A 14,120-nucleotide genomic window follows, 5' to 3' on the forward strand; every position below is an offset into this window, starting at 1 on the left:
ATTCAATACCTGTTGGACCGCCGTATTGAAATTATCCTGTAGTGTAAATACCAGCATGCCGGGGATAAGGCCGCATAAAACCTGTATATAAAGCGTGTTGCCGAGGTTTTTCGTTTTCATGTATATCCACGACAGTACCAGGGAAAAGGATATTGTATACAGAAAAGTAAAGGGGGATAGACTGAAGGCAAAGGTGATGGCCGCTGTATTCAGAATAGCTTTTCCAGGCGTGTAGTTTTTAAGAAGACTATCAAGTACAACGCCTCTCATGAGGCTTTCCTGTATAAGCGGGTCAATGAGGAAATAAACAAAGCAATAGAAGACTGGTTTTTCCCGGATCAGCAAAAAAACACCGTCCCATTCTTTCATTGCACTTAAGTGGATCCATTCCTGTACGCCAAAAGAAAATATATAAAGAGAAATCATCAGGAAGGGGCCGGTGAGCAATATAACTGTGGAGGGCGTTGCAAATGGCAGGTTGTAATCCGGCTCCACCTTTTTTTTCCTGTTGTAGCTGTAGGCCATGACAGCCAGCAGGAGGCTGCAATAGAGCGGGATTGTCAATACGCTGTTCTGCACTTTGTCGTCAATAAGGCCAGGATAGGCAAAAGAAGCCACTGCATAGTAAGCGATGAACATTACCAGGCTATAAACCGGTATCAGCCAGGCGGAGCCTAATGTGGGGTAAAATTTTTTCTTTTCTGCCAGTAAGGGGTCATCATCAAAAATGGAACGGGTAGGGTCGGGCGCTTTCATAATCCAGGTATAGAAGTGTGAAATTAAGCTTCCCCGGCGGATCAAAATTGCCAGGGAAGTATAGTATTTAAATAATATGTGTGATCAATCCATCCCGCAGCTTGGGCTCAAACCAGGTGCTTTTCGGGGGCATTACATTTCCGCTGTCGGCAATGTCAAACAGTTGCTGGATGGTAACTGGGTAAAGGGCAAATGCCACTTTCATTTCGCCGCTGTCTACCCGTTTCACCAGTTCTTCCAGGCCGCGGATACCGCCTACAAAGTCGATGCGTTTATCGGTACGCTGGTCTTTGATGCCCAGCAGTTTGTCTAATATATTATTGGAAAGGATGGTTACATCAAGGATGCCTATGGGATCGGTGGTGTAGGTGCCTTCTTTGGCCACCAGGCGGTACCATTTGCCATCCAGGTACATGCTGAATTCGTGCAGCATAGAGGGTTGCTGGGGCAGGTGCCCGATCTCTTCCACGGTAAAGTCATAATCCAGCCGGGAAAGCAGGGATTCCTTACTGAGGCCATTGAGATCTTTTACCACGCGGTTATAGTCCAGGATGGCCAGTTGGCTGGCCGGGAAAATGGTAGTGAGAAAATAGTTTGCGGGGTTATCTACGGAGGTGATCTTTCCTTCTTTTTCAAATGCGGCCTGTACCAGGCTGGCAGAGGCGGCGCGGTGATGGCCATCTGCAATGTAGGTACAGGGTACTTTTTCAGCAAAGAGGGTAGTGATCTCCTGGATGGCCGCCGGGGTATTGATCACCCAAACGGTGTGCTGTATACCATCTTCAGCGGTGAAGTCGTATACCGGTTTGTTTTGTTCCTGCCAGTGGTCTACCAATGCGTTTATTTCCGGTACATCGTTATAGGCAAGGAATACATTGCCGGTTTGTGCTTTGGTGGTTTTGATATGATTGATACGGTCCAGTTCTTTGTCGGGCCGGGTAAATTCATGTTTTTTGATGATGCCGTTATTATAATCCGATATGGCGGAAACGCATACCAGGCCGGTTTGTGCGCGGCCGTTCATCACCAGTTTATAGATATAATAGGCGGCTTGTGCTTCCAGGAAAAGCGTGCCTTCCTGTACCATCCGGTGGAGGTTTTCCGCGGCTTTATCATACACGGGCTGGCTGTGGGTATCTGTTCCTTCAGGCAAATCTATTTCAGATTTTGAAACATGATAATATGAGTAAGGGTTACCGGATGCCGCTGCTTTGGCTTCTTCCGAGCTGAGTACGTCGTAGGGCCTTGCAGCTACTTTTGCTGCCAGATCTGCTGCAGGCCTTAATCCATTAAAGGGTTTTATAATAGCCATGATGTAGATATGTGTGAGTGGTAAATGTAATAATAAAAAAAATACGGAGTTGCAGACGGGGATATGTCTGCAACTCCGTATTTAATTCAGGATTTCCTTATGCTTTTTTCAGGGAGAAGTATTTCATGGCTTCCACCATTACTTCTACGCTTTCATATGGCAATGCGTTATACATAGATACGCGGAACCCACCGGAGAGACGGTGACCTTTGATACCAACAATATCTTCTTTTTTGCAGAATTTCAGGAACTCTTCCTCCATTTCCGGTTTATCCATGATAAAGCAGGCATTCATTTTACTACGGTCTTCTTTCACAACAGTGCCGCGGAACAGCGGGTTGTGATCAATTTCATCGTAGAGTAATGCGGCTTTTTTGTCATTGATCTTTTCGATGGCGGGGATACCACCTTGTTCTTTCAGCCACCGGAGGGTAAGCATCGAAATGTATACGGCAAAAACGGGAGGGGTATTCAACATCGAACCATTTTCAATATGGTTCCTGTAATCCAGGATGGCCGGTATTTTGCGTGTTACCTTGCCCAGTATGCTTTTGCGTACAGCTACCATGGTAGCGCCGGCGGCGCCCATATTTTTCTGTACACCGGCATAGATCAGCGAGTACTTGTTAAAGTCCATGCTGCGGCTCATGATGTCACTACTCATGTCTGCTACCAGGGGAACGTCGGTAACAGGCGTCATTTGCCACTGCGTACCATAAATGGTATTGTTGGTGGTAATGTGCAGATAGCTTGCCTGGGGCGGGATGGTAAACTGTTTGGGAATGTGATTGTAGTTGCTTTCTTTGGAGCTCGCCACAACGTCGGCGAAGCCAAACAATTTTGCTTCTTTGATGGCCTTATTGGACCATACTCCGGTATCCACATAAGCGGCGGAATCGCTGCTCTCCAGCAGGTTCATCGGTACCTGCATAAACTGCGTGGTGGCGCCGCCATGTAAAAAGAGTACTTCAAAGTCGTCATCAAGCTGCATCAGTTCCCTCACCAGGTTACGCGCCTCGTCCATTACCGCTACAAACGGTTGTGTTCTGTGGCCAATTTCCAGTATAGACATGCCCGACCCCTCAAAGTCGATCAGAGCTTTACTGGCTTTGTACAATACCTCGTTGGGTAATACAGAAGGACCTGCGTTAAAATTATGCACCTTCATGTTGCGATTCAGATTAAATTCATTTTTTGATCTTTCCACTTTGTTTTGGTTTTTCTAAGGAAACGGAAAAAAAACGGCACGGGTGTTTTAAAACCAGTAAGGCGCGTGGTGTAGGACAGGCTAAAAGATGGTATGGGCAAAGATAAAATTTCTTTTCTAATTATTAAGTAATACCATAAATATTTTAACCAGGCTACTCCTCTCTCACCGGCAGCTTATCTTGCCGCCATTCACGCTGCAGCTGTTCCATCTCCGGTAGTTCCTCCGGGGTAAGAGCGCTATGGGCCATCTCCTGTAAAGAGGGCTGCCCTGCATTTACCCAGGCGGTATACCAGGCGGCTGCCACAGCCGCTATCGCATTTTTCATCCTTCGTTCTACCATGTCGCCCATGGAAAGCGCGTATGCTTTCGTATAGTCTTCTGCGTAAGTACGAATTAATACCCCATTCCGGTTTTCATATCCGTAACGCCTGCCGGGCGGGAACTGTTCACTTAACCGCTTTTCGCAGGCCAGTACGGTATCTGCGGCCATTCCGCTTGCCCGGATAATATCCCATATATATTTCCGCGGCCCGGAGATATATACTGCTTTTCCTGCCCAGTAATCGAAGGTCTGGTCGGCCAGCAGTTCCGGGATGCGCGATTCCCACAAGCCGTGGATGCCCTGCTGGCCGGTGAACTGGCCGTTATGATTAGAACAAACATGTAAGGGCACATGCGCATCTGCGATGTAATGGCCTATTTCAGCCGAAAGCCGCAGGATGCGCGGGGCGTCTTTTTCCCGGAAGGCGGCAGTGAGCATGGCCAGCATCTTTTCAAGATGCCAGGGTAAAATACCGTTCCTGTTCAGGGAGTCGGTACCATATTTGGCTACCGCATCGGCCCAGTTGCGGGGAATCTGTGCATAGGGCGGACGGTCGAACAGATCAATGTCGATATAATGCCGGGCGCCTTCCGCAGCTACAGCATAGCGCCGCTTGTCGGGATCGGTGGCATGCGCTGTAATATACTCCAGGTGCGGTTTATAGAGGATCATCATTTCAGGCGGCAGGCAAAATACCGCCAGCCGGTTGATCCGCTGGTGCGCAAAAAATCCCCATGCATAAACATTTACACAGGAAAACAGCATAACTGTAATGAACGCGGGAATCCGCAGGCAGGTGTGGGTTAACATGTCATTATTTTTTTGGGAAGACGAATATAGCGAAAAAAAGAATGCTGATATTTTATCCCCAGGGATAAAAAAATATCAGCATTGTTGCAGCAAATGTTTTTGCCAGGTTAAATATGGGTAACACCGCCGCTTACGGCAAACTTCATGGCCTCGCCGGCAGAAACGTTTGTGAGCGGTTTAACCCTTTCCTTGGGTACCATAAACACCTTTCCGGTAATGGCGTAAGCGTGCGGTACATATACGGCCATGTAGCCCTCCAGGCCAAGATTGCTCACATCGGTTTGCGTAATGAACCCCATCTCCCATACATCTACCCCGTAAATCTGCACCAACACCGGGTGATCAAATTTTTTCTTCTCACCTACAAACGCATCAAAAACATCCTTGATAGAGGTATAAATATATTTGATAAAAGGAGTACGCTCCAGGAGATGATCAAATAAATCGAAGATCCGCCCTATGATAAAAGAGGAGCTCAGGTACCCCACCACGATGATCAGCAGCAGCACCAGCGCAAATCCCACCCCCTTATACTTGAGGAAACTGAAAGACGCATCTTCCGGGATCAGCTCTTTCGGAATAATATTATCTATAGTAATAAAGGCCCAGTACAAAGTAAGCGCAGTAATACCAATGGGCGCCAGTATGAGCAGTCCCTGAAAGAAGTAACGCAGCAATCTTGATGCAAATACTTTTAATCTAAGCTTTGGCGACATGGTTTGTGATTAGGGCTGCAAATTAGACAATAAACCTTAAAGCAGGAAGTAAGGGCCCGTTAATTGAATGTTGCCACATTTAAAAAAATAGTACTGGAAACTTTGGAAGTTTGGAAAGTTTCCATAGTTTTGTCCTGCATTACTACAGGGTTAACGCCGCAAACTTATGGAAGTACAGGAACGCATTATGGACACGGCTTTCAGCCTTTTCCGTCAGTTTGGTACCCGCTCCATTACAATGGATGACATTGCAGAGAGGATGGGTATTTCGAAGAAAACGCTTTACGCGCACTTCACTGATAAGGACGATATGGTTTGCCAGACCATCGGCCGGTTCATAAATATCGTTACCGAAGATTGTATGGAAGACCGGAAAAAATCGAAAGACGCCATTGATGAATTATTCCTGGTAATGGACATGCTGGACCGCCGCCTGCGCAATATGAACCCGGTCATAGTCCTGGATCTGCAGAAATTCCATTCAAAAGCATACCAGCTGTTCCTCGACTACCAGAATAATATCCTGGCCACCATGATCCGCGAAAACATGGAAAGAGGGATCAGCGAAGAAGTATACCGGCCCGATATCGACATTAAAATATTAACACAGTACCGCATTCACGGATGTATGATCTGTTTTCAACCGGAAGTGTTCCCTGGCGCCAATGATATGAACAAAGTGCAGAAAGTGTTGCTGGAGAATTTTTTATATGGGGTGGCATCTGTAAAAGGATACCGGCTTATTGAAGAATATAAACAACTATCGCAAAATAAATAACACTATGCTATCAATCAAAAGGCTCACCAGTATGGCTTTTACGGTGTGGTTGCTGAACCTGGCGCTTACCGCCGGCGCCCAGCAACAGGTTTCGCCTGAACCCATCCGTTTGTCTGCCAAGGAAGCGGTCGACTTTGCCCTGGCCAATCAGAGCACAGTTAAAACCGCTAAACTGGACGAACTCATCCAGCTGGCGAAGAACAAGGAGGTTAGCGGCCTGGCACTACCCAACATTGCCGGTACCGGTTCGTACCAGTACAACCCGATCACCCAGAAACAGATGTTTAACATGAGGAATTTTGGTCTTCCTAAAGATTCCTTTACGGTTGTTTCTTTCCAGCTGCCGCATAACCTGCTGGGCGAAGTAAAACTTACACAAGTACTCTTCGACCCCAGTGTATTAGTGGCATTACAGGCGCGCAAAACCCTGGAAGACCTTGTATCCCAACAGGTGCAGAAAGCGGAAATAGATGTGAAATCCAGTGTGTACAAAGCCTATTACAATGTACTGTCGGCCAACAAAGCACTCCAGATCCTCAGCGAAAACATCACCTCCCTGGAAAGGATCCTCAGTGAAACCAAAGAGATCTATAAAAACGGTCTTGCGGAAAAACTGGATGTAGACCGCCTGGTAGTGCAATATACCAACCTGCAAACGGAACAAACAAAACTCCGCAACCTGGTTGAACTCGGTACCGCCTCGCTCAAATACCAGATGGGTATGTCATTGAAACAACAGATAACGTTAACGGATACACTCTCTACCGAGAAGATTGTAGCAGATGTACTGGATATGGATAAATTCGATTACTCACAACGTATCGAATACCAGTTACTGCAAACACAAAAGAAAGCGAATGAATATGATCTGAAAAGATATAAGCTGAAAGGCTTGCCTTCCCTGCAACTGTTTGGTTCTACCGGCGCACTCAGGGGAAGCGATAAGTTTGACTACTTCCAGAACCAGATGTGGTACGGTTATGTAAACACCGGGTTAAACCTCTCTGTTCCCATCTTCACCGGGATGCAGCGCAAACGGCAGGTAGACCAGGCGTGGCTGGCAGTAAAGAAAAGTGAAGTAGCCATTGAAAACGCCAAACTGGGCATCGACCTTGAAAGGGAACAGTCGTATTCCACTTTTAAGAATAACGTGCTCACGCTGGAAGCGCAGGAGAAAAATATGGAACTGGCACAGGATGTATACCATACCACCCAGATCAAATACAGGGAGGGCGTAGGTTCCAGCCTGGAAATGACTACGGCTGAAAATGACCTGCTCACTGCGCAGAATAATTATTTCACTGCATTGTTTAACGCTATTGTAGCCAGAGTAGACCTGCTGAAATCATACGGCAAATTATAAGCTTCATTATTTCTATCACCATTCACTACTAACTATATGACCAAAAAATATGCTTTCCTGATCCCTGCAATCACACTGGTGTTCGCTGCCTGCGGTGGTGGAGGAAATAAATCCGAACAGCTGGAGAAGCTCAAACAGGAGAAAGTAAAATATAATGAGGAGATCGATAAAAAGATAGCAGCGCTGGAAAAAGAAGTAGGAGTAAAAGATACGCTGCAGAAGATGAAAGATGTAACAGTAACCGCCATTACGGATACTATATTTGAACATTATATAGATGTACAGGGAAGTGTAGACGCCCGTGAAAACGTAAACGTTTCTGCGCGTGTACCCGGAATCATTACCAGTATCCTGGTGAGAGAAGGACAGGCAGTGAAACAAGGGCAAACCCTGGCCCAGGTAGACGACCAGGTGCTGAGAGCCAATATGGCCGAACTGCGTACCCAGCTTGAACTGGCTAACACGCTGTTTGAAAAACAGAAGAACCTGTGGTCACAGAAAATTGGTTCTGAAGTACAATATCTCAATGCAAAGAACCAGAAAGAAAGCCTGGAGAAAAAGATGGCTACCCTGCAGGACCAACAGGCGCAAACCCGCATTATTGCTCCCATCAGCGGTACTGTAGATGCGGTGATTGCTAAAGTGGGAGATAATGCCGCTCCCGGTGCACCGGCCTTCCGCGTGGTAAACGCCAACAACCTGAAGGTAACTGCCAACGTAGCGGAAGCCTACGCGGGTTTGCTGAAATCAGGCGATGATGTGATCCTGTCTTTCCCGGATATTAACCGCGAAATACGCAGCACTATTGGTTTTGCTTCCAGGACCATTGATCCGCTGAGCCGCACCATCAAAATTGAAGTGCCGCTGAAACCGGATGCAGGTCTGCGTCCTAACATGATTGCACGTATCAGGATCGTAGACTATACCGCTAAAAATGCAGTGGTGATCCCGGTAAGCGTGATCCAGTATACTTCCGGCAAACCTTACGTAATGGTAGCGCAAAACGCCAACGGTAAAATGGTGGCACAGCGTAAAACAATAGACCTGGGCCGTACATACAACGATAAGGCTGAAATCAAGAGCGGCCTGTCATCAGGCGATAAAATTATCACTACCGGTTTTCAGGGGTTGAATGATAACGACCTGATTAAATTATAAAGCTGATTCAAACAGCCAAAACCAAGCGTATGCAAGATAATCTCCATAAAGAATTTAAGCCTACCAGCTGGTCCATTGATAATAAGGTGAGCGTATACGTGGCTACCATTATCATTGCATTTGCAGGTATACTTTCTTATATCAACCTGCCGAAGGAACAGTTTCCGGAAGTAGTGTTCCCGCAGTTCTATATCAATACCATCAACGCCGGTACTTCTCCGGAAGATATGGAAACAACGGTCACCAAACCGATAGAAAAACAACTGAACGGCATCTCCGGTGTAAAGAAGATCAAGAGCACTTCTATGCAGGACTTCTCTGCTATCACCATTGAGTTTAATGCCAATGAGGATATTGAAGCTGCACGTCAGCAGGTGCGTGAAAAAGTGGACGATGCAAAGAAAGATCTGCCCCAGGATCTTACCCAGGAACCGCAGATCGTAAAGATAGACGTATCACAGATCCCTATCATGAACGTGAACCTTTCCGGTGATTTTGATCTGCAAACCCTGAAGAAGTATGCAGATGATATGAAAGACAGGATAGAGGCGCTGAATGAAATTACCCGTGTAGACCTGGTAGGGGAGCTGGAACGTGAGATCCAGATCAACGTGGACAAATACAAAATGGACGCCGCCAAGATCAGTTTCGATGATATCATCGGCGCTATCCAGGGAGAGAATATTACCATCTCCGGTGGTCTTGTTTCCATGGATGGCCAGAAGCGTACCCTCAGTGTTAAAGGAGAGTATAAGGATCCTGCAAGAATAGGAAATATCATTATACGGGGACAGTCGGGCGCCACGGTATACCTGAAAGATATTGCCAACGTGGTAGATGGTTTCCTGGAGCAGGAAAGCTATGCACGGCTGGGTGGTAAAAATGTGATCACGCTGAACGTGATCAAGCAGAGTGGTAAGAACCTCATTGATGCGTCTGATAAGATCCAGGCTATAACAAAGGATATGAAGGAAAATTATTTTCCCAAAGGCCTGGATGTCACCATCACTGCTGATCAGTCGAAATCCACCCGCGTAACCCTGCACGACCTGATCAACACCATTATTATCGGTTTCCTGCTGGTAACGGTTATCCTCATGTTCTTTATGGGGGCGGTGAACGCGATCTTCGTGGCGCTGTCTGTGCCCATCTCCATGTTCATCGCGTTTTTACTGATGCCCGTGTATGGGTTTACGTTAAACATGATGGTGCTGTTCTCTTTCCTGCTGGCATTGGGTATTGTGGTAGATGATGCCATTGTGGTAATAGAAAACGTGCATCGTATTTATAATGAGCGAAAGGACCTGGGGATTGTGAAGGCGGCTAAAATAGCCGCAGGAGAAGTGTTCCTGCCGGTATTTTCCGGTACGCTTACGGTACTGGCGCCATTTGTGCCACTGTTGTTCTGGCCTGGCGTGATCGGTAAATTCATGTTCTACCTGCCGGTTACGCTGATCACTACGCTGGGTGCTTCCCTGGTGGTGGCCTATATTATTAACCCGGTGTTTGCGGTAGATTTCATGGACAGGCATGAAGGGGAAAATCATCCGAAGCCTAAGTTTGATAAAAAGTTCAGCATCCTTTCCGCTGTATTTGCGGTTGTGGCCCTGATAGGCTATGCCAATGGCAGTATAGGAGTAGGAAATTTTGTGGTATTTGTTTACCTGATGATCTTATTGGAGCGTTTCTGGTTAGGTGGCGTGGCACGCCGCTTCCAGCATGGGTTCTGGCCAAAGGTACAGGAGCGTTATAAGCGCATATTACAGTGGTGCCTGCTGGGATGGCGCCCTGTATGGATCATAGTGGGCACATTTGGGTTGCTGATCTTCAGTATCATGTTAACGGCTATACGAAATCCCAAAGTGGTATTTTTCCCGCAGGCGGATCCCAACTTCATTTATACCTATATAGAACTGCCTAACGGTACCGACCAGAAGTATACGGATTCTATCACTAACCTGGTGGAAAAACGTATTACAAAGGTGGTGGGAGATAAGAACCCGATTGTAGAGTCTATTATCTCCAATGTGGCCAAGGGCGCCGGCGACCCATCGCAGATGGACCTCAGCGTGCAGCCGCAGAAAGGTAAAGTGACAGTGGCTTTCGTGGAGTTTGGTGCAAGGAACGGGCAGTCGACCGTTCAATATCTCGATAAGATCCGCGAAGCGGTAAAAGGTATCCCGGGTACCAATATCACGGTAGAGCAGGAGCAGGGCGGTCCGCCAACCGGTAAGCCGATTAACATTGAAATATCAGGCGACAACTTTGATGAGCTCACCAATACGTCGTTCAGGCTTAAACGTTACCTTGATTCCCTGCAGATTGCAGGTGTGGAGGAACTGAAGAGCGATTTTGAAGCCAATAAGCCGGAGATCGTGGTGAATATAGACCGGGAAAGGGCAAATGCAGAAGGTATTTCTACCCGCCAGATCGGTATGGCGCTCCGTACTGCGCTGTTTGGATTTGAAGCTTCCAAGATCCGTGATGCCAAAGATGAGTATAAGATTATGGTAAGATTGAATGAGGATCAGCGGAATAACATCAATAACCTGATGAACCTCAACCTGGTATACAGGGATATGAACATGGGTGGTGCGATAAGGCAGGTGCCATTGTCGGCCGTAGCGGATATTCATTATTCCAACACTTATGCCGGTATCCGGCGTATTGACCAGAAGCGTGTGATTACCCTGTATTCCAACATCTTAACCGGTGCGAATGCCAACGAGGTGGTGCAGCATATTGAAACATCGCTGAAGGATTTCACGCATCCGAACTCTGTGGTGATAAAAATGACCGGTGAGCAGGAAGACCAGCAGGAAACCATGAACTTCCTGATGATGGCAATGCTGGGCGCATTTGGGCTGATCCTGATGATTATGGTAACCCAGTTCAACTCTATTGGCCGTCCGATGATCATCTTTATGGAGATCCTGTTTAGTATTATAGGGGTGTTCCTGGGCTTCTCCATCTTTAAAATGGATATTTCCATTGTAATGACGGGCGTAGGTATTATGGCCCTGGCAGGTATTGTGGTACGTAATGGTATCGTACTGGTAGAGTTTACGGATCTGCTGATCCAGCAGAATACGCCGGTGTATGAAGCCGTGGTGGAAGCGGGCCGTACCCGTATGACCCCGGTAATATTAACCGCCATTGCCGCTATTTTGGGGCTTATCCCGCTGGCAGTAGGTTTTAACATCGATTTTGCCGCCCTGTTCAGTGAGTTCAAACCGCATATTTTCTTTGGAGGGGATAACGTGGCGTTCTGGGGCCCGCTGGCCTGGACAATGGTATACGGGCTGATCTTTGCTACCTTCCTGACCCTGGTACTGGTGCCGGTAATGTATGCCATGAACAAGCGCTCCATAGATGTGCTGGACAGGTTCAACATGCCCCGCTGGCTGAAATATGTGCCTTTCCTGGTATTGATCCTCAAGGCTGTATTCCTGAAACGGGAGGAGGTAAGGAAAATGCACGATCCGAAATATATGTCGCCCAAGCCATATAATTTCTTCCCCGCGCCGGAGGCTGAAGAGGAGCCGGTATTAGGGAAGAAAAAGGTAGAGGGCATCTCCGTGAATTAAACTTTTTTTCAATACAGTGTAACAGTTGTAGGTTAACAGTCTCCGTCCCGATTCTTCGGGACGGATTTTTTTTGTATATTACACCCGGAAAGAGTTTTTTTCTTTCATTAACAAATTTTAACATTTGGAATGAGTGGCATTTGGAAAGCCTTTATTACTTTTGACCCCTCAGACAGTTGTTGACACGTTACTAGCCATATACAGCCTTAGCCTTATATGCCATATGATAAAGTAAGAGAGAATATAATATAAACTAAGACGCCTGTTTTGAACAGTTAGGCCATTTAGCCTGTAATAATCAATATAAGCAGAGAAATAAGATAATCAGCACAGCTTTCTTGACAACAGCAGTACCGCCATTAAAAGGATAATAATAAGGCGTAAGATTGGAAGACCATGGAGTATGTAGCATCATTAGCATTTGCTAAAGAGAAGGACCAACAGGATCCCTTAAATAAATTCAGAGATCAGTTTTATTTTCCACAACGTAACGGAAAGGATGCTATTTATTTATGTGGTAACTCGCTCGGATTACAGCCCAAAAATGTGAAAAAGGCGATAGAACAGGAATTGACGGATTGGCAGCAGTGTGCAGTGGAAGGGTATTGGGCGGCTAAAAATCCATGGTTATATTATCAGCAGTATTGCAGTAAGCCCTTAACAGGTATATTGGGTGCGAGTCAGCAGGAGCTGACGGTGATGAATACGCTAACGGTGAACCTGCATCTGATGATGTTAAGTTTTTACAGGCCAAACAAAGCGAGGTTTAAAGTGTTAATGGAGGCAGGAGCGTTTCCCAGTGACCAATATGCCGTTGAAACCCAGGTGAAGTTCCATGGATACGATCCGGAGAGTGCAATTATAGAAGTTTCCCCGCGACCCGGAGAACATTTGATAAGATTGGAAGATATTTTGGAGATTATTAACAGAGAAAGTGATAGCTTAGCATTGGTTTTGTTTGGAGGTATAAACTATTATACCGGACAGTTTTTTGATATACCCGCTATAACAGCTGCTGCTCACAAAGCAGGCGCTTACGCAGGTTTCGACCTGGCACACGTGGCAGGAAATATACCGGTAGAGTTGCACAATTGGGAAGTAGATTTTGCCGTTTGGTGCTCATATAAGTACCTGAATGGCGGGCCCGGCGCAGTAGGAGGCGCATTTGTGCATGAGAAATACGCCAGCAACCGTGATTTTTTAAGGTTAGGAGGCTGGTGGGGCAATGAAGAGAGTGCACGTTTTAAAATGGAAAAAGGGTTTGTGCCTAAAAAAGAAGCTGAAGGATGGCAACAGAGCACCGCTCAGGTGTTTAACATGGTTAGCCTGAAAGCATCCCTGGAATTATTTGAAGCGGCCGGTATCGGCGCTTTACGTAGCAAAAGTGAAGGAATGACCAATTATCTTGAATTTCTTTTACAACAGTTAAAAGGCATAAATTTCCAGATTATAACACCGAAAAATTGTAATGAACGCGGCGCTCAGTTATCTTTGTTGTTCCTAAACAAAGGTAAAGAGATACATCAACGGATGACCGATGCCGGTATAATCGTTGACTGGAGAGAGCCCGGGGTTATCAGGGTATCACCGGCACCCTTATATAACTCCTATCAGGACGTATTTCATTTTTATGAAATCATAGCTAATATTGCTTCAAACGCTTAATTAAGTAAGATGACTTTTGAGAGAAACGAACGCCCCCGCAGGCCTTATTCTTCTGATACCAACAAAGAGAATGATCCCAATAAGGAGAAAGGCGATGACAAACCCAATTTAAATAACGAGCGGGAAGGCGGCAAACCCGACTACAACAGTGGTGGCTCAGAAGGGCGCACTGGTTACAATCGAGAAGGCGGATATCGTCCGCGTACTGATTACAATCGTGATGGCGGTGGTTACCGGGATGGTGGCTACGATCGCGGTGGCTACAACCGTGATGGTGGTGGTGGCAATTACAACCGTGATGGCGCAGGTGGCGGCTACAACGGTGGTGGTGGATACGACCGCGGTGGCGGTGGTGGCTACAACCGCGGTGGTGGCGGTTACGGCGGTGGTGGATACGATCGTGGCGGCGGTGGCGGAGGCTACAACCGCGGAGGCGGTGGTGG

The 14,120-nt window shown here is 46.7% G+C and carries 11 protein-coding genes; 6 read left to right on the plus strand and 5 right to left on the minus strand.

What is annotated here, in order from left to right:
• The 5 genes from VIM72_RS30875 to VIM72_RS30895 all read right to left on the minus strand — a co-directional run.
• Nucleotides 1–756 (minus strand): type II CAAX endopeptidase family protein (locus VIM72_RS30875; RefSeq protein ID WP_332006645.1); only part of this gene is annotated, 756 nt, incomplete at its 3' end.
• Between the two features lie 67 nt (nt 757–823).
• Nucleotides 824–2,068, minus strand: a complete 1,245-nt coding sequence (locus VIM72_RS30880; RefSeq protein ID WP_332006646.1) for a DUF1015 domain-containing protein — start codon at nt 2,066–2,068, stop codon at nt 824–826.
• 97 nt (nt 2,069–2,165) lie between these two features.
• Nucleotides 2,166–3,236: a 3-phosphoserine/phosphohydroxythreonine transaminase gene (serC, locus tag VIM72_RS30885; RefSeq protein WP_332006647.1), complete on the minus strand. Its 1,071-nt coding sequence runs from the start codon at nt 3,234–3,236 to the stop codon at nt 2,166–2,168.
• Between the two features lie 193 nt (nt 3,237–3,429).
• The gene (locus VIM72_RS30890) at nt 3,430–4,410 is read right to left on the minus strand and encodes a zinc dependent phospholipase C family protein (protein WP_332006648.1); all 981 of its coding nucleotides are present in this window, start codon (nt 4,408–4,410) and stop codon (nt 3,430–3,432) included.
• A gap of 107 nt (nt 4,411–4,517) precedes the next feature.
• The gene (locus tag VIM72_RS30895) at nt 4,518–5,126 is read right to left on the minus strand and encodes a DUF502 domain-containing protein (protein WP_332006649.1); all 609 of its coding nucleotides are present in this window, start codon (nt 5,124–5,126) and stop codon (nt 4,518–4,520) included.
• A gap of 166 nt (nt 5,127–5,292) precedes the next feature.
• On the opposite strand from VIM72_RS30895, the gene VIM72_RS30900 reads away from it, so the two are divergent.
• From VIM72_RS30900 to VIM72_RS30925, 6 genes are all read left to right on the plus strand, one after another.
• Entirely contained in the window at nt 5,293–5,904 is a 612-nt protein-coding gene (locus VIM72_RS30900; protein WP_332006650.1) for a TetR/AcrR family transcriptional regulator, read from the plus strand.
• A 4-nt stretch (nt 5,905–5,908) separates the two neighbouring features.
• Entirely contained in the window at nt 5,909–7,267 is a 1,359-nt protein-coding gene (locus VIM72_RS30905; protein ID WP_332006651.1) for a TolC family protein, read from the plus strand.
• A gap of 36 nt (nt 7,268–7,303) precedes the next feature.
• Nucleotides 7,304–8,425: an efflux RND transporter periplasmic adaptor subunit gene (locus VIM72_RS30910; RefSeq protein ID WP_332006652.1), complete on the plus strand. Its 1,122-nt coding sequence runs from the start codon at nt 7,304–7,306 to the stop codon at nt 8,423–8,425.
• A gap of 29 nt (nt 8,426–8,454) precedes the next feature.
• Nucleotides 8,455–12,012: an efflux RND transporter permease subunit gene (locus VIM72_RS30915; RefSeq protein ID WP_332006653.1), complete on the plus strand. Its 3,558-nt coding sequence runs from the start codon at nt 8,455–8,457 to the stop codon at nt 12,010–12,012.
• Between the two features lie 396 nt (nt 12,013–12,408).
• Nucleotides 12,409–13,677, plus strand: coding sequence for a kynureninase (gene kynU / locus VIM72_RS30920; protein ID WP_332006654.1), 1,269 nt, complete (start codon nt 12,409–12,411; stop codon nt 13,675–13,677).
• Between the two features lie 9 nt (nt 13,678–13,686).
• Nucleotides 13,687–14,120: hypothetical protein (locus VIM72_RS30925; RefSeq protein ID WP_332006655.1), on the plus strand; the 434-nt coding region annotated here is incomplete at its 3' end.

Origin of the sequence: Chitinophaga sp. (assembly GCF_036569185.1) — a bacterium.
GTDB lineage: Bacteria > Bacteroidota > Bacteroidia > Chitinophagales > Chitinophagaceae > Chitinophaga.